We start from the raw sequence: 16,312 nt of genomic DNA, 5'->3' as shown, positions 1-16,312 counted from the left end.
TTGGATTCTACCGGAAAATCCGGAAGGCGGGGGAAGAGCCGGGGCGCCGCGTTTTCGCCGGATTTCATGCGCCGAACGGGTCATCCGAGAGCGGAAGCATCATCACGCGCGCGTCCTCGCCGTCCTTGTAATAGTGCTTGCGCCGTCCGACTTCGATGAACCCGAATCCGCGGTAGAAGCGGATCGCCTCCTCGTTGGTCAGGCGAACCTCGAGGACGATCGACGCGGAGCGCCTCTCTCGCGCGGCGTCGATCGCGTCGCGCATCATCCGCCGCCCGTGGCCTTCCTTGCGCACGACCGGGTGCGTCGCGATCTTGTTGACGTGGAACTCGTCGAAGAGCATCACGGCGAAGAGATACGCCGCGATGCGGGGGAGCCCGGGAAGCTGGCGCTCGAGGACGCGGTGGTAGCGCGGCGGGTGGGCCTCGTGCAGCTCGCCCTCGAAGAACTGGCGCTTCCATGGCACCGGGAAGGACGCCTCCTCGATCGCGGTGATGTCGTCGACGTCGCCGGGAGCGGCGGGTCGGAGCCGGTAGAGCTCGAACTCAGGAGCGGGCGAGGCCATGGAACTCCTCGGCGGCGGAGACGCGGACGTAGCGGGCGCGCGGGAGGTCGGCTGCCGCGCCCGGGGAGCGGAAGACGGCGCGCGCCGCGGCGAGGGCGGCGGAGACTCCTCCGGCCGGCTCGCGCACGACCCAACCCGCCAGCGACTCCGCTTGCCCGGCGGGAATGACCCGCTCTTCGCCGACCGCGCGGGCCCGCTCCCCGGACAGGTCGAACGTCCCGGCGTAGACGTCGCCGCGCTCGGCGGGGAGGCATGCGGAGACGAGATTCTCTGCCGCCCCGCGCGCGGTCTCCGCCAGGGCCTCGAGCGATCCGACGGTCTCGAGCGCAATGCCGTGCGCGCGCGCGAGGCCCCACGCGGTCGCCAGGCCCACGCGGATGCCGGTGAACGAGCCGGGCCCGGCGAGCGCGGCGATCCGCCCGACGTCCGAGAGACGCGCGCCGGCGCGGTCGAGGAGGTCCGAGAGCGCGGGAAGGAGGACCTCGGAGACGTGGCGGCCCGACGGGAGACGCGATTCGCCCTCGAATCGCCCGCCCGCGAGCGCCAGCGCGGGAACGGGAGTCGCCGTGTCGAGCGCGAGCACGAGCATCCTCGCCGCTATGTTACCATCGCCGCTCTCTTCCCCATGAGCGTCGCTTCCCGCGTCACCCCCATGCTGCAGCAGTATTTCGAGGCGAAAGCGCTCGCCGGCGACGCGCTCCTCCTCTACCGCATGGGGGACTTCTACGAGCTCTTCTTCGACGACGCGAAGAGGGCCTCGGCGCTGCTCGGATTGACGCTCACCTCGCGCCACCGCGACTCCGACATCGAGGCGCCGATGTGCGGGATGCCGCACCACGCCGTCGAGGGGTACATCGCGCAGCTCGTCGCCGCCGGCCACCGCGTCGCGGTCTGCGATCAGGTCGAGGACGCGAAGAAGGCGAAGGGGCTCGTCCGCCGGGAGATCACGCGCATCGTGACCCCGGGGACGGTGCTCGAGCCCGAGTCGCTTCCGAGCTCGCTGCCGAATTACCTCGCCGCTCTCTGCCGGCGCGGCCGGCGCGCGGGCGTGGCCTTCCTCGATCTCTCGACCGGCGAGCTGCGCGCGGGCGAAGTCGGCGAAGAGGAGCTCTCCGACGTGATGAGCGCCTATCCCGCGCGCGAAATCCTGCTTCCGGAGGGGGAGACGTCCGGCGGCTTCCCGGGGCGCGCGACCTCCCGTCCCGCCGCCGCGTTCGTCCAGGCGGCGGCCGAGAAGCGGATCGCCGAGCTGTTTCGCGCGGCTTCGCTCGAAGCATTCGGGTTCGCGCCGGGAGACGCGGGGCTCGCCGCCTGCTGGGCCGCCCTCGAGTACGCGCGCGAGAACCGGCGCGGCGACGCGCTCCACATCTCGCCGCCGCGGCCGCTCGCGCCCGACCGGCACCTGCGCCTGGACGCCTCGACGCTCGCGCACCTGGAGATCTTCGAATCGGCCGACGCGCGTCCGGGCGCCACACTCTTCTCGGTGCTCGACGAGTGCGTCACGCCGATGGGCTCGCGCGCGCTCCGCGAGACCCTCGCGCGCCCGCTCCGCTCGAATCCGGAGATCGAGGCGCGCCTCGACGCCGTCGAGGAGCTCGTGTCGCGCGCCGAGCTCCGCGGCGACCTGCGGGAGCGCCTGCGCGGCGCCGGAGACCTCGCCCGGCGCGTCGGGCGCGTGGCGCTCAAGGCCGCGGGCCCGAGGGACGTCGCCGGCCTCGGGGCGACGCTCGATCGGATGCCGGATCTCCTCGAGGCGCTCCGGCCGCTCTCGTCGCCGCTCCTCTCCTCGCTGCGGGACCGCTTTCCGGAGACCGCCGACCTCGCGCGGAAGATCGCGACGACGCTCGCCGACGAACCTCCCGCGGTCGTCTCGGCGGGAGGCGCGATCCGCGACGGGGCGGACGCCGAGCTCGCGGAGCTCCGCGCCCTGCGGGGCAACGCGCAGCAGGCGCTCACGCGCTTCGAGGCGCGCGAGCGCGATCGGACCGGGATCGCGAACCTGCGCGTGCGCTTCAACCGCGTCTTCGGCTACTCGATCGAGATCACGCGCGGCCAGAAGGAGAAGACGCCCTCGGACTACGTCCGCCGCCAGACGCTCGCCAACGCCGAACGCTACACGACGCCGGAGCTCTCCGAGCTCGAGTCGAAGATCCTCGGGGCCGACGAGAGGCTCCTCGAGATCGAGGCCCGCGTCTTCGGGGAGCTCGCCGCGTTTCTGGCCTCCGAGGCGATGCGCCTGGCGGAGCTCGCGCGCGTGCTCGGGCAGATCGACCTCTTCGCGGCTCTCGCGGAGACGGCCGCCGCGCGGGGCTACGCCCGGCCGCGGATCGCCGACCGGCCGGGGATCCGGATCGTCGAAGGGCGGCATCCCGTCGTCGAGCGCGTTCGCCGCGACGAGCCCTTCGTCCCGAACGACGTCGGCCTCGACGCCGACACGCGCATCGTCATCCTGACCGGCCCGAACATGGGCGGGAAGTCGACCTACCTCCGTCAGACGGCGCTGATCGCGCTGCTCGCGCGCGCGGGAGCCTTCGTGCCCGCCCGGGAGGCCGAGATCGGGCCGATCGACCGGATCTTCACGCGCGTCGGGGCGTCGGACCACCTCGCGCGCGGCGAGTCGACCTTCATGGTGGAGATGATCGAGGCGGCGAACATCCTGCGCAACGCCACCCCCGAGAGCCTCGTCATCCTCGACGAGGTCGGGCGCGGCACCTCGACTTTCGACGGCCTGTCGCTCGCCTGGGCGATCGTCGAGCACCTGCGCGACGCGCCGGAGCGGCGCGCCTTCACGCTCTTCGCGACCCACTACCACGAGATGACGGAGCTCGCGAAGACCTCCGAAGGGGTCGCGAACTTCACGATGGCGGTCCGCGAGTGGGAAGGGAAGGTCGTCTTCCTCCGAAAGGTCGTCCCGGGCGGCGCGGACCGGAGCTACGGGATCCACGTGGCGGAGCTCGCCGGCCTCCCCGAGGCGGTGATCGCGCGGGCGCGCGAGGTCCTCGCCAACCTCGAGGAGCAGGAGCTCGACGTCCGGGGCCTCCCGAAGTTCGCACGCAAGGAAGGAGAAGCGCCGAAGGACGGGCAGTTCCTGCTCTTCGCGGGACAGGAGGAGCTCGTCCTGGAGAAGCTTCGCGAGGTCGAGATCGACCAGCTCACGCCCGTCGCGGCGCTCTCGCTGCTCGCGTCGCTCCAGGACCGGGTCCGCCGCTGAGCGCGTCGGCCTTCTTCGTCGTCGGGATCGCGGGAGAAGCGCTCTCGGGGGGGGAGCGTGCGGTCTTCCGGGAGTATCCGCCGGGCGGCGTGATCCTCTTTTCGCGCAACGTCGTCTCCGAGGCGCAGCTCTCCGCTCTCGTCGCCGACATCCGCTCGGAGCTCCCGGACGCGTTCCTCTGCGTCGATCAGGAGGGGGGGAGGGTCGACCGCTTCCGCGCGATCACGGCGGCATCGCCGTCGTTCTCGGCGGCGGCGCGGGCGGGGGCGTCGGATCTCGCGGGCACGCTCGCGGGGGAGATCTGCGCGGCGTTCGGCATCGACTGGGACCTGGCGCCCGTCGTCGACCGCTCGGTCGAGGGCGCCGGAAGGACGATCCTCGCCGGGCGCGCCGCGTCCGACCGTGGAGACGAAGTCGTTTTCGCCGGGCGGGGCTTTCTCGGGGCGCTCGCGGCGTTCGGCGTGGCCGGATGCCTCAAGCACTTTCCGGGGCTCGGCCGCGCGGCCGTCGACTCCCATCTCGTGCTTCCCCGCCTGTCGGCGCAGCGAACCGAGATGGAGGAGGATCTGGCGCCGTTCCGCGCGCTCGCCGCATCGGCTCCGGCGGTGATGGTCTCGCACGCGGCGGTCGGGGAAACGAGCCTGCCGGCGACGCTCGACCCGGCCGTCGCGGCGGATCTGCTGCGGCGCGACGTCGGTTTCCGGGGCGTGGCCGTCTCCGACGACCTCGAGATGGGAGCGCTCGCGGAGTTCGGCGGGCTTCCGGAGAGGGCGGCCGCCGCGTTTTCCGCGGGATGCGACGTCCTCTGCCTCGGGAAGGAAACGGCGGAGCTTCCGGACTCCGCCGCCGCCGTCGAGGCACGGGCGTCCGCCGCGCGGCTCGACGAAGCGGCGGCGCGTCTCGCGGCTTTCCGGGCCGAGCTCGGCCGCCTGAAGCGCGAAAGACGCCTGGCCCCCCGCCCCGTGCCGGAGATCGCCGCCGCCTTCCGCCGCGCGACGGAGCGGCTGGGGTAGGTTTCGGGAGCCCTTTCTCCCGGATCTCGAGACGCTTCACGTACAATTGCCCGCAGCAGGCCATGACAGTCCGTTCGACGATCCGCATGATGAGCGCCGGCATCGCGGGCATCGCGCTGGTCGCCGGGATCCTCGGCTATGCCGCGTTCCGGTGCTGGGCGAGAGACCCGGGGCTCGCCCTCGCCATGGCGGCCGGCGGGATCGTCGGCGTGTCGCTCGTCGCGGTGTCCGCGGTGTTCGTCGGGCGAGAGCTCGCGCTCCGGAAGACGGTCGAGCGCGGGTTGAAGAAGCTCGCGACGGTCGACGAGCTGACGGGGATCTCCAACCGGCGCGGGTTCATCGAGCACGCGACGGGCGTCCTCGAGCTCGCGGGGCGCGTCGGACGGCCGGCGATCGTCTTCCTCGCCGACGTCGACGGGCTGAAGGCGATCAACGACCGCCACGGGCACGCCGCGGGGGACCTCGCTCTCGCCGCCGCGGCCCGCATCCTCCAGCTCACGTTCCGCAGCTCGGACGTGATCGCGCGGATCGGCGGAGACGAGTTCGCCGTCCTCGCCCTCGTCGATTCCCGGGACGGCGGCGAGGGGATCCTGCCGCGGCTGCGAAAGAACGTCGATTTCTGGAACGGCCGCTCGAACCAGCCGTTCGCGGTTTCGCTCTCGATCGGCGCGGTCTCGATCGACCCGTCGCAGGACCGGCTCGAGGAGATCCTCGCCCGCGCCGACAAGGACCTCTACGAGAAGAAGGGCTTCCGCCGGCTCGTGACGGCTTAGCGCGCGCGGCCATGACGCTGGTCGCCGGTTCGCGCCTCGGTCTCGATGAGGTGCCGGCTCCGATCGGAGCCGGCGGCCCGCCGTCGAGGTCGAGATGACTCTCGCCGCGGGGACCACACTCGGGCCCTATGAGATCGTGTCGCCGCTGGGCGCCGGCGGGATGGGCGAGGTGTACAAGGCCCGCGACACCCGCCTCGACCGCGTCGTCGCGGTCAAGGTTCTGCCGACGGATCTCGCCGCGACGCCGGAGTTGAGGCTCCGTTTCGAGCGCGAGGCGAAGGCGGTCTCGGCGCTCTCGCATCCGCACGTCTGCGCGCTCTACGACGTGGGAAGCGCCGAGGGCGTCGAGTACCTGGTCATGGAATACCTCGAGGGAGAGACGCTCGAGAGCCGCATCGACAAGGGGCCGGTTCCCGCCGAGCAGGTCCTGAAGTTCGGCGTCCAGATCGCCGACGCGCTCGAGCGCGCGCACCGCCACGGGATCGTTCATCGGGACCTGAAGCCGGGCAACGTCATGCTGACGCGGTCCGGCGTCAAGCTCCTCGACTTCGGCCTCGCCCGGTCGCTTGCGCCGGCCGCCGAGTCGGGGGGGGATGCCTCCTCGTCCCTTCCGACGTCGGCCGCGCCTTCACGGCTGACGGAGCGCGGCACGATCATGGGGACCTTCCAGTACATGTCGCCCGAGCAGCTCGAAGGGAAGGACGCCGACGCCCGGAGCGACATCTTCGCCCTCGGCGCCGTGCTCTACGAGATGGCGACGGGGAAGAAAGCCTTCTCCGGCGCGAGCCGGGCGTCCCTGATCTCGTCGATCCTCCGCGACGATCCGCGCCCGATCTCGTCGATCGCGCCGATGACGCCCCCCGCGTTCGACCGCGTCGTCAAGACGTGTCTCGCCAAGGACCCCGACGACCGCTTCCAGACGGCGCACGACGTCAAGCTCCAGCTCGAGTGGCTCGCCGAGGCCGGATCGCAGGCCGGCGCGCCCGCCGTCGTCGCCTCGCGCCGGAAGAGCCGCGAGCGGCTCGCGTGGATCGCCGCGGGCGCGGCGGTCGCCGCCGCGGCCGTCCTCGCGCTGATTCTCGTGCGGGGCAAGCCGGCGCCCGCCCGGACGATCCGGGCCGCGATCGAGCTTCCCGCCGGCGCGGTGATCGAGAAGCAGGACTCCTCGCTCGCTCTTTCTCCCGACGGGCGCGTCCTCGCTTTCGTCGCCGAGGGAGGCGACGGCAAGACCCAGATTTATCTGCGGGCGCTCGACAGCGTCGCCTGCCCGGTGCTCGCGGGAACCGAGGGCGCCACCTATCCCTTCTGGTCGCCCGACGGCCGATCGCTCGGGTTCTTCGCCGACGGAAATCTGAAGAGGATCGAAATTTCCGGCGGGGCCGTTCAGACGATCTGCGAAGCGCCGCAGGGCCGCGGAGCGACGTGGGGTTCGGACGGGACGATCGTGTTCACCCCGAACATCTATGGCTCGATGCAGCGCGTGCCGGCTTCGGGAGGAAGTCCCGTCCCGGCCGAGTCGGCCATCACCGCGGGCGACGCGAGCCACCGCAACCCGCATTTCCTCCCCGACGGCAAGACCGTCGTGTACTATTCGAGCGCCACCGCGTCGGCGGACGCATCCCTGCGCGCGAAGATCCCTTCCTGATCGGGCCGCTGCTTCGCGCGCAGGGATGCCTCGCGTTCGTGCGCGAGAAGAACGTCATGGTCCAGCGGTTCGATCCGAAGACCCTCCGGCTTTCGGGCGAGGCCGTGCCCGTGGCCGAAAAGGTCGAATACAACGGCTTTCGCGGTACCGCGGAGTTCGCGTTCGGGGGATCGGACCTCTTCGTCTATCAGCGGGAAACGGCGGCCGCGCCGAGCCAGCTCGCCTGGTTCGACCCGGACGGGAAGAGGCTCCCGTCGTCCGGCGAGCCGGCCGCCATCTCGGGTCTCGCGGTCGCTCCGGACGGAAAACGCGCGGCGATCGTCATCGACGGGCCGGAAGGGCCCCAGATCTGGATCGCGGACCTTGCCGCCGGGGGACGGCTGCGGTTCACCTTCGGGACGAGTGCGGCGTCGAACCCGATCTGGTCGCCCGACGGGCGGCAGCTCGTCTACGCCGCTCATGTCGCCGACGGGGAGACGATGCAGGTGAAGGACACCGGAGGCGGATCGCCGCCGCGGACGATCTACAAGGGCGCGAACTTTGCCGGGCCCGAGAGTTGGTCTCCGGACGGAAAGAGCATCGCGTTCTCGATGCAGTCCACGGAAACCAAGAGCTTCGACGTCGGAGTGGTGCCCGCCGCCGGCGGAGCGCTGCGGATGCTGCTCACGAGCGCCGGAAACGAACGCGGCGGCGCGTTTTCGCCCGACGGCCGCTGGCTGGCCTACGCCTCCGACGAGTCCGGGAAGCTCGAGCTCTACGTCACGCGTTACCCGGAGGGCGGCGCGAAATGGCAGATCTCGAACGGCGGCGTGATCGGCGGCTGGTGGAACGCGCCCGACGAGATCGGCTATGTGGGCGCGGATCGGCGGGTGTTCGCCTTGCCCGTGAAGCCGGAAGGGACCGGCCTGTCGGTCGGTTCGCCGCGCCGGATCTTCGGAGAAATGCTCTACCCGCGCGCGGCCTCGGATTACTGCCGCGCGCTCCACCGCCTGCTCGCGGCGGTCCCGGCGGGCGAATCGGCGCCGACGTCGTTGACGCTCGTCACGAACTGGCCGGCGGCGCTGCCGCGCTGACCCGGGTCCCGGTCGTCGGGCGATTCAGCGCCTTCGAAAATCGATCACCCCGGTGCGCGGAATCCCGCGTGATGTCCGACCGGGTGAGGCGCGATCGGACCGGCCGGCCGGCTCCGTCCATTCCCCGAAGAGGTCGATCTTCCCGTCTCGAAAGACGCCCTTCCACACGTGAAAGCGTCCCGGCTCGAGGCTGTCGGTCCACGTATGCTCCCGTATTCTTCGATTCGCTCTTCACCCGCGTGTCCGTCGCGATCCAGTTCACTTCCCAGCCCTTCCCGCCGTCGCCGGAGAATGCCTGCTCGAAGCGGCACGAATCGGAAGTGATGTCCGAGATGACGAAACGGACGAGCACCGTGCGGCCGCCGAACGTCTCCTGGTCGTAGAACTCGCCCCGTCCGCTCCGGAACTCGCCGATGGTCGGCGGGGACATCCTGCCGTCGCGGGCGTCGGCGAAGTTCAGGCTCCACTGGTGCGATCCCGGGTCGTAGAGGCGAAGGTTCAGCCCTTCGAAATGACCTTCCGGGCCGTCGGCCCTGAGCTCAACGAGATTGGCGCGGCCGTTCCACACCTTGCGCACCACCGTCGTGCCTTCGTATGCGACCCAGGTCGTCGAGCCCGTCAGGGGGTGCACAAGGCGGCGCAGGCGCGTTTTCCAGACGCCGATCTCGAAGTCGAAGTCGTGTGATCCGTCGCGTTCGACGGAGGAGCCGGACGCGCGTCCTCCCGGGGCGTTCGGGCTCTGCGCGAACACGCACGAGGAGACGAGGACCGCGGCGAGAAGTCCTCGGTCCGTTCGACTCATCGGGATGCTTCCGGCAGCCAGCGGAGACGCGAACGCCGGGTCGGCCGGAGGACGACGAATTCCGCTTTTCCCCGGAGGAGCCTGGAGGCGACGAGGTCCCGCGCCGAGCGTTCCGCGAGAGGCCGGAAGACCGTCTCGACGATCTCGTCGTTCTCGACGATCCCCAGCCACACGAGAAAGGGCCCGTCGGTCCGGATCGGGTGCCGCGGAAAGTTGTTGGGCTCGTCGAGCGTCGCGAGCACGCCCGCCTCGCGGGCCCCGACGGCTCGATATCCGGAAAACGCCGGTTCGGCACGGCGGGCGAATGCCTCGACTCGGCCTGCCCTCGTCGCGAAGATCTGCGCGACGACGATGCCGTGAGCCCCCCCGGGCTCCCGGACCGGATCGACGGCGGGAAAAACCGGGATTCCGCCGGCGGGCGTCAGCGCGCGAAGCAGCAGGACGTCGTCGCTGTCGACGATGACCGCGTTCACCGTCGAGCGATGCTCCTTCCAGAGCGGTCCGTCATAGAACGCTCCGTTCAACGAGGCTCGGTCGTCCATCGAATGGAAGCCCCGAAGCCACGTGAAGCGCGACCGGTCGTCTCGCTCGAGGAACTGGCCGAACGCGATCGCCCCGATCTGCTCGAAGGCCTCGGGGAAGAAGCTCTCGAAGTAGTCCGCGAAGTTCTGCCGCTCGCCGTTCTTGATCGTGTACCGCCGGAGCTCGACGACCGGAAAGTCTCCGAGGTGCCGGACGGACTCTCTTGCGGGATCCGCTGACGCCGTGGTCGCCCTCGCCGGGTTGCTGGTTTTCGCGCTCGCCAGGAGATAGGGCCGAGCGTGTTTCATCGCGGCCTCCCTGCGGCGACGATTCTTCCCCGGTGGCAGGTACACGGCAATATCCATTTGTTAACGATTCGACATGGCCATTATGATTTCCGCGATGAAGCGCGCGGCACACGCTCTCCTTCCCGCGATCCCGGTCGACCGCGCCTCGCCGACGCCCCTCTACCGCCAGATCTATGAGGGCTTTCGGAGCGCGATCCTCGATCGGCGGCTGCGGGCCGGCCAGCGCATTCCGTCGACCCGGACGCTCGCGGGAGAGCTCGGGATCTCGCGCCTTCCGATCGTCAACGCGTTCGAGCAGCTCGTCGCCGAGGGATATTTCGAGAGCGGAATCGGTTCCGGGACTTTCGTCGCGAGAAGCGTCCCCGGGCGGCCGGACCGCCGCGACCGGGAGAACGCGCGAGGTTCCGTGCGGAGCCGGACCCGGAAATCGACGTCGCGCGATTCCGATTTTCTCGTTCCGAGAGGTGCCGATCCCTGGCTGGGAGGGCCGGGCGCCTTTCGCGTCAGCCAGCCGGCGCTCGACCGGTTTCCCTTCGACACCTGGTCGAGACTCGTGGGTCGACACGGCCGAAGGATGCACCGCGCTCCCGGGAACCTGGGCTACGGAGACCCCATGGGAGATCGGGTTTTCCGCGAGGCGGTGGCCGCGTATCTTCGGACGGCGAGAGCGGTGCGCTGTGAAGCGGACCAGATCATGGTGGTCGGCGGCTCGCAGCAGGCCTTGGACCTCACGGCGCGGGTTCTCCTCGATGCGGACAGCCCCGTATGGATCGAAGAGCCGGGCTACGTCGGCTCCCGGAACGTCCTTCGGCTCCGGGGCGCGGAGCTCGTCGCGGTGCCGGTCGACGACGAAGGGCTGCGCGTGGCCGCCGGGGTCGAGCGCAGCGCGCGCGCGCGCGCCGCGTACGTCACGCCGTCTCACCAGTACCCGCTCGGAATGACGATGACGCTTGCCCGCCGGCTGGAGCTCCTCGACTGGGCGCGCCGGAGCGGTGCGTGGATCATCGAGGACGATTACGACAGCGAGTACCGCTACGAGAGTCTGCCGATCGCTTCGCTCCAGGGGCTCGACCGCGATTGGCGCGTCATCTATATCGGGACGTTCAGCAAGGTGCTCTATCCGGCGCTTCGCGTCGGATACATCGTCATTCCGGAACGCCTCATCCCCCGTTTCGCGGCGGTGCGGGCCGCGACGGACGATTTCCCTCCGACGTTCCTGCAGCAGGTGCTCGCCGATTTCATCCGGGAAGGGCACTTCGCCCGGCACATTCGACGGATGCGGGCTCTCTACCGGCAGCGGCGCGCCGCCCTCGTCGACGCGATCGGGAGCGAGCTCGGCGACCTTCTGAGCGTTCTCGGAGGCGAGGCCGGCATGCATCTCGTCGCGACGCTCCCGAAAGGGAAGGGCGATCGCGAGGTCTCCGTGCGCGCCGCCCGACAGGGGTTCTGGGCGATGCCGCTCTCTTCCTGCTATTTCGGTAAGGCCCCCCGGCAGGGGTTCGTGCTCGGATTCGGCGGGACGGACGTCCCGGAGATCCGCGCGGGGGTCCGCGGCCTGAAGAGTGCTCTTGGCCGCTGACGGCGCGGGGCCGGAGGGGCTCGCGACTTCCGACCCGGTTCCCGATGCCGTAGAGTAGAAACGCATCCATGAGCCGTGTTTTCGACCCGAAGCGTGCCCCGACCGACCTCTCGCCCGAGGAGCTCCGGCGCTACGCCCGCCATCTCGTCCTGCCGGAAGTGGGCGAAGCGGGGCAGAAGAAGCTCAAGGCCGCGCGCGTCCTCTGCGTCGGCGCCGGCGGTCTCGGCTCGCCGCTCGTCCTGTATCTGGCGGCGGCCGGCGTCGGGACCCTGGGCGTCGTGGATTTCGACGCCGTGGACGAAACGAACCTCCACCGCCAGATCCTGCACGGAACGGGCGCCGTCGGAGAGTCGAAGCTTCGATCCGCCGCCGCGCGAGTCGCCGACGTCAATCCGAACGTCCGGTTCGTGCCCTTCGAGACCCGGCTGACGTCCGGGAACGCGCTCCGGATCCTCGCGGACTTCGACGTCGTCGCCGACGGAACGGACAACTTCCCGACCCGATACCTCGTCAACGACGCCTGCGTGATGCTCGGCAAGCCCAACGTCTACGCGTCGATCTTCCGGTTCGAAGGGCAGGCGTCCGTCTTTTCGACATTGGACGGCCCGTGCTACCGGTGCCTCTATCCCGAACCCCCGCCGCCCGGCCTCGTCCCGTCGTGCGCGGAAGGAGGCGTGCTCGGGGTCCTGCCCGGGCTCCTCGGCGTGATCCAGGCGACCGAGACGCTCAAGCTGATCCTCGGCGTCGGCTCGCCGCTCGTCGGACGGCTCCTCCTCGTCGACGCTCTGGGGATGAAGGTCCGGGAGCTGAAGCTCAGGAAGAGCCCCGACTGCGTCGTGTGCGGACCGAACCCGACGATCACGAAGCTCATCGACTACGAGGCGTTCTGCGGCGTCGCGGCCGCGTCCCCGGAGGCGGGAGCGGACGCCGGGTCGATCACGCCCGCGGAACTGAAGCGCCGGATGGACGCTCGCGAGAACTTCGTGCTGCTCGACGTCCGGGAGCCGCACGAGTCGCGGATGTTCTCGCTGCCCGGCTCCGTCGAGATCCCTCTCCGGATGCTGCCGGACCAGGTCGGCCGCCTCTCGCCCGCCGACGACATCGTCGTCTACTGCAAGATGGGAGGACGCAGCGCGCAGGCCGCGCGGTTCCTCTCCGAATCGGGATATCGGAAGGTCGCGAATCTCGCGGGCGGCGTCGACCAGTGGCTCCGCGACATCGGTTCGTAGTCCGTGCGTTGCGGCGCCTTCCCGGTCGTTGCGAGAGCGGCGCAGTCACGCCTCGGCGGCACGATCTCCGAAACCGTGAAACCAATCGTCGAGGCGTTCGTTAGAATCACCGAAGGAAGGGGAGGCCAAGCATGAGTCGAGTCCGCGTCCTGGTCGGCACCCGCAAAGGAGCGTTCATCCTCACTTCGGACGGGAAGCGCGAGAGCTGGGACGTCGCCGGTCCGTTCTTCACGGGCTGGGAGGTTTACCACCTGAAGGGCTCGCCCGCCGATCCGGACCGCCTCTACGCCTCGCAGACGAGCGGCTGGTTCGGGCAGGTCATCCAGCGCTCGCACGACGGCGGAAAGACGTGGGACACGCCCGGCGGCGGCCCGACGATGAGCCCGGAGGGGATGCCGCAGGGGGAGAGCAACAGGTTCGTCTACGACGATTCCCCCGAGACCGGCAGGCCCCTGACGACGCACCAGCATTACGACGGCACGCAGCGCCCCTGGGAGTTCAAACGAGTATGGCATCTCGAGCCTTCGCTCGACGATCCGAACACCGTCTACGCGGGTGTGGAAGACGCCGCACTCTTCAAATCGACCGACGGCGGTGCGAGCTGGAAGGAGCTCCCCGGGCTCCGCGGCCATGGGACCGGTCCCCGGTGGCAGCCGGGCGCGGGCGGGATGTGCCTGCACACGATCATCCTCGATCCGAAGAATCCCGGCCGGATCTTCACCGCGATCTCGGCGGCGGGCGTCTTCCGGTCCGACGACGGCGGCGCCGCGTGGAAGCCCGTGACGCGCGGCCTCAAGTCCCAGTTCCTCCCCGACCCGGGCGCGGAAGTCGGCCACTGCGTCCACCGCATCGCGATGCACCCGTCGCGGCCGAACACGCTCTTCATGCAGAAGCACTGGGACGTCATGCGGACCGACGATGCCGGCGAGAACTGGCGCGAGGTGAGCGGGAACCTTCCGACCGACTTCGGTTTCGTCGTCGACGTGCACGCCCACGAGCCCGAGACGGTTTACGTCCTCCCGATCCAGAGCGACTCCCACCATTTCGTCGCCGAAGGTAAGCTCCGCGTCTATCGCAGCCGCGCGGGCGGGAACGAATGGGAGGCGCTGACGCGGGGCCTCCCGCAGAAGGACTGCTACGTCAACGTGCTGCGCGACGCGATGTCGGTCGATTCGCTCGACCCGTGCGGCGTGTACTTCGGAACGACCGGAGGGCAGGTCTACGTTTCTCCCGACGCCGGCGACTCCTGGGCGCCGATCGTCCGCGATCTGCCCGCGGTGCTCTCCGTCGAGGTTCAGACGCTCGCATGATGGTCCGGGTGACGCTTCCGCCGAACCTCCGCGACCTCGCGCGCACGGGTCCCGAGGTGTCGGTCGAGGTGGCGGGGGAGGCGACCCAGCGCGCGATCCTCGACGCGCTCGAAGCCCGTTACCCGATGCTGAAGGGGACGATCCGCGACCACGTCACGCAGAAGCGCCGGCCTTTCGTGCGCTTCTTCGCCTGCGGCGAGGACTACTCGCACGAATCCCCCGACGCCCCGCTCCCCGCGAGCGTCGCCGACGGCTCGGAGCCGTTCCTCGTCGTCGGCGCGATCGCGGGCGGCTGAGCGCCATCCGCGCGGCGCGCTCCGCCGGGGCCGCGCGGCCTTCCCCGGCGCGATCCTCCGGAGCGACGCCGTCCGGAGGAGCGCCGCGACGAGGGATCTGCTCGGCTCCTGCCGTACCGCCGGCGCCGATCATCTTCGCGCGGCCGCGGTGCTGATTCCGGCATTTCGTGCGTTGCGAGGCGCGGTTCGGAAAGGATCTCGAGGCATCGGCATCTCGCGGGATCGGCGCGGAAGTGGTCCGATCGCTCGTCGAAAGCTACGGCGCAAGGAGGCGAAGATGGGAAGCATCGTGAGGCCCGAAAAACGGCGTGCGGGGAGAATCCCGCTCTTGGCCTTGGCTTCCGTGCTTACCCTGCTGCTTCTGGCCGGATGCTCTCGCAAGGAAGCGTCCGCGCCGGAAGCCCGGCCGGCGACGAGCGCCGCGACGACCGAGTCCGCGGCTCCGGCGACGACCGAACCGACGGCCGCCGAGCCGATGCCCGGAACGATTCAGTCCGCTCCGACGACTTCAGCAATTCCTCCCAGGGCGAAAACGCCTCCTCCTCCGGCGCCCGAACGCGCGCAGGGCCTGCTCGACGCTCCGGGAAAGAGCGCCACGCCGTCATCGCCGTCTCCGACACGGCCGAGTGATCCGCAGCCGGCGGCGAGCGAGCCGAGTCCCGCGCCGGCTGCCGTCCCCGCGCCTCCCGAGAAGGCCGCCTCGAAAGTCGACGATCCGGGCGGAACGGTCGCGGTCGCGTCCACCCATGCGAGCGCGACGCGGATCGGACCCGAGAAGTGCAAGATCTGCCACAAGCTCCAGTTCGCTTCCTGGTCGGAGGGCCCGCACGCCCGGCGATCTCCGCCGCTCGACTGCGAGAACTGCCACGGCCCGGGGAGCGAGTACAAGACGCTCGCCACGATGAAGGACCGGGAGAAGGCCAGGGCCGCGGGCCTCGTGCTGCCGGACGCAAAGTTCTGCGCGACGTGCCACAAGCGCGACTGGAAGAGCGACATGCTCTCGAAGGCGCACGCGCACAAGGCGAAGGCCTGACCTTCATCACGGGCGGGGGGGCGACGGCCCGGGCCCGGAGAGCGCGGCCTCACGCCCGGCGGGCCTTTCGTCGATATGATGGGGATCGAAGGAGCATCCGAATGAAAAGATTTCCTCTCGCCATCGCACTGGCGGTGGCCCTGGCCGGCATTCCCGTTTCCGCGCGGGCGGCCGACTCGAACGAGGCGGCCATCAAGGAGCTCAACCAGGATTTCGTGACGGCGTGGAACGCCCACGACCCGAAGAAAATGGCGGCCGCCTGGGCCGAGGACGTCGACCTCATCAACCCCTTCGGCGTGAAGTGCGGCAACCGGGCGGAGGTCGAGAAGCTCTTCGAGAAGGAGCAGTCCGGCGTGATGAAGGCGAGCACCTACAAGATCGACTCGTTCGCGCTCCGGCGCGCGTGCGACGACGTGATGGTGGGAGACTGGGAATCCACGGTCACCGGGATGATCGACCCCGACGGGAACGCTCTGCCGCCGTTTCACCACCACGTGACCGCGGTGTACCAGAACCGCGGCGGGCATTGGACGGTGACGCTCGTTCGCGCGTTCCAGCCCCTGCCGCCTCCCGGGGCCCCGTCGAAGTAGCCTTCAGCCCCGATCCGTCCATTCACGTGCCGGATTCGCCCGGCACGTGCCGTTTTCAGGCCGTGCTCACAGCCATCGGAAAAAGGGCTGCTCGAATACACCGGGCTGATGTTGATGCCGCCGATGATGGCGACCTTGCCGTCGACGACGAGGATCTTGCGGTGATCCCGATGGAGCCATGGCGATGACAGGAATCGCGGACAAAAAGAGAGGCCCCTCGTGGGGCCTCGTCGGGCAGCGAGCGCTTGCGCGCCCGCCAAGACGTGATCAGCGGGCGTAGCTCGAAACGGTGTCGTAGGTCTCGACCTTGGGAGCGCCGTCGAGAAATACGTTGAGCTTCGAGAGGACCTGCGGATAGGTCAT

General features: G+C 70.0%; 14 protein-coding genes and 2 pseudogenes. 11 read left to right on the top strand and 5 right to left on the bottom strand.

Annotated elements, in window-relative coordinates; all coding sequences use genetic code 11:
* Window positions 1-64: 64 nt before the first annotated feature.
* Both rimI and tsaB read right to left on the bottom strand, forming a co-directional pair.
* A complete protein-coding gene (rimI, locus tag VKH46_16450) occupies window positions 65-565 on the bottom strand; it encodes a ribosomal protein S18-alanine N-acetyltransferase (GenBank protein HKB72428.1) in 501 nt (166 codons plus the stop codon).
* The gene (gene tsaB / locus VKH46_16445; protein HKB72427.1) at window positions 546-1,148 is read right to left on the bottom strand and encodes a tRNA (adenosine(37)-N6)-threonylcarbamoyltransferase complex dimerization subunit type 1 TsaB; all 603 of its coding nucleotides are present in this window, start codon (window positions 1,146-1,148) and stop codon (window positions 546-548) included. The genes rimI and tsaB overlap by 20 nt, the downstream gene beginning before the upstream one ends.
* 42 nt (window positions 1,149-1,190) lie before the next feature.
* On the opposite strand from tsaB, the gene mutS reads away from it, so the two are divergent.
* The 5 genes from mutS (at window position 1,191) to VKH46_16420 (ending at window position 8,280) form a co-directional block, all read left to right on the top strand.
* Entirely contained in the window at window positions 1,191-3,776 is a 2,586-nt protein-coding gene (gene mutS / locus VKH46_16440; protein HKB72426.1) for a DNA mismatch repair protein MutS, read from the top strand.
* Entirely contained in the window at window positions 3,773-4,789 is a 1,017-nt protein-coding gene (locus VKH46_16435) for a glycoside hydrolase family 3 N-terminal domain-containing protein (protein ID HKB72425.1), read from the top strand. The genes mutS and VKH46_16435 overlap by 4 nt, the downstream gene beginning before the upstream one ends.
* Before the next feature lie 89 nt (window positions 4,790-4,878).
* Entirely contained in the window at window positions 4,879-5,562 is a 684-nt protein-coding gene (locus VKH46_16430; protein HKB72424.1) for a GGDEF domain-containing protein, read from the top strand.
* A gap of 94 nt (window positions 5,563-5,656) precedes the next feature.
* Window positions 5,657-7,207, top strand: coding sequence for a protein kinase (locus tag VKH46_16425; GenBank protein HKB72423.1), 1,551 nt, complete (start codon window positions 5,657-5,659; stop codon window positions 7,205-7,207).
* 38 nt (window positions 7,208-7,245) lie between these two features.
* A complete protein-coding gene (locus VKH46_16420; GenBank protein ID HKB72422.1) occupies window positions 7,246-8,280 on the top strand; it encodes a hypothetical protein in 1,035 nt (344 codons plus the stop codon).
* A 229-nt stretch (window positions 8,281-8,509) separates the two neighbouring features.
* Here VKH46_16420 and VKH46_16415 read toward each other — a convergent pair.
* A pseudogene (locus tag VKH46_16415) lies at window positions 8,510-9,082 on the bottom strand (hypothetical protein).
* Window positions 9,079-9,912, bottom strand: coding sequence for an NIPSNAP family protein (locus VKH46_16410; GenBank protein ID HKB72421.1), 834 nt, complete (start codon window positions 9,910-9,912; stop codon window positions 9,079-9,081). Before VKH46_16410 ends, VKH46_16415 begins: the two are co-directional and overlap by 4 nt.
* Before the next feature lie 94 nt (window positions 9,913-10,006).
* On the opposite strand from VKH46_16410, the gene VKH46_16405 reads away from it, so the two are divergent.
* The 6 genes from VKH46_16405 (at window position 10,007) to VKH46_16380 (ending at window position 15,949) form a co-directional block, all read left to right on the top strand.
* Complete coding sequence (locus tag VKH46_16405) at window positions 10,007-11,491, top strand: PLP-dependent aminotransferase family protein (GenBank protein HKB72420.1); 1,485 nt, start codon at window positions 10,007-10,009, stop codon at window positions 11,489-11,491.
* Between the two features lie 68 nt (window positions 11,492-11,559).
* Complete coding sequence (gene moeB, locus VKH46_16400; protein ID HKB72419.1) at window positions 11,560-12,720, top strand: molybdopterin-synthase adenylyltransferase MoeB; 1,161 nt, start codon at window positions 11,560-11,562, stop codon at window positions 12,718-12,720.
* 131 nt (window positions 12,721-12,851) lie between these two features.
* Window positions 12,852-14,030 carry an exo-alpha-sialidase gene (locus VKH46_16395; GenBank protein ID HKB72418.1) on the top strand — a complete coding sequence of 393 codons (1,179 nt, stop codon included), beginning with the start codon at window positions 12,852-12,854 and terminating at the stop codon, window positions 14,028-14,030.
* Window positions 14,030-14,326, top strand: a complete 297-nt coding sequence (locus VKH46_16390) for a MoaD/ThiS family protein (protein HKB72417.1) — start codon at window positions 14,030-14,032, stop codon at window positions 14,324-14,326. Before VKH46_16395 ends, VKH46_16390 begins: the two co-directional genes overlap by 1 nt.
* Window positions 14,327-14,660: 334 nt before the next feature.
* Entirely contained in the window at window positions 14,661-15,359 is a 699-nt protein-coding gene (locus VKH46_16385) for a hypothetical protein (protein HKB72416.1), read from the top strand.
* A gap of 101 nt (window positions 15,360-15,460) precedes the next feature.
* A complete protein-coding gene (locus VKH46_16380; GenBank protein HKB72415.1) occupies window positions 15,461-15,949 on the top strand; it encodes a nuclear transport factor 2 family protein in 489 nt (162 codons plus the stop codon).
* 77 nt (window positions 15,950-16,026) lie between these two features.
* Here the strand turns inward: VKH46_16380 and VKH46_16375 are convergent.
* A pseudogene (locus tag VKH46_16375) lies at window positions 16,027-16,122 on the bottom strand (hypothetical protein).
* Between the last annotated feature and the right edge of the window lie 190 nt (window positions 16,123-16,312).

The sequence above is a fragment of the Thermoanaerobaculia bacterium genome (assembly GCA_035260525.1).
Lineage (GTDB): Bacteria > Acidobacteriota > Thermoanaerobaculia > UBA5066 > DATFVB01 > DATFVB01.
This window is presented reverse-complemented; position numbering and strand designations above follow the sequence as displayed.

Coding starts and splice junctions, on each gene's coding strand:
- VKH46_16395 (HKB72418.1), top strand. CDS start 12,852: ATGAGTCGAGTCCGCGTCCTGGTCGGCACCCGCAAAGGAGCGTTCATC.
- VKH46_16425 (HKB72423.1), top strand. CDS start 5,657: ATGACTCTCGCCGCGGGGACCACACTCGGGCCCTATGAGATCGTGTCG.
- mutS (HKB72426.1), top strand. CDS start 1,191: ATGAGCGTCGCTTCCCGCGTCACCCCCATGCTGCAGCAGTATTTCGAG.
- VKH46_16430 (HKB72424.1), top strand. CDS start 4,879: ATGAGCGCCGGCATCGCGGGCATCGCGCTGGTCGCCGGGATCCTCGGC.
- VKH46_16405 (HKB72420.1), top strand. CDS start 10,007: ATGAAGCGCGCGGCACACGCTCTCCTTCCCGCGATCCCGGTCGACCGC.
- VKH46_16380 (HKB72415.1), top strand. CDS start 15,461: ATGAAAAGATTTCCTCTCGCCATCGCACTGGCGGTGGCCCTGGCCGGC.
- VKH46_16390 (HKB72417.1), top strand. CDS start 14,030: ATGGTCCGGGTGACGCTTCCGCCGAACCTCCGCGACCTCGCGCGCACG.
- rimI (HKB72428.1), bottom strand. CDS start 565: ATGGCCTCGCCCGCTCCTGAGTTCGAGCTCTACCGGCTCCGACCCGCC.
- VKH46_16410 (HKB72421.1), bottom strand. CDS start 9,912: ATGAAACACGCTCGGCCCTATCTCCTGGCGAGCGCGAAAACCAGCAAC.
- moeB (HKB72419.1), top strand. CDS start 11,560: ATGAGCCGTGTTTTCGACCCGAAGCGTGCCCCGACCGACCTCTCGCCC.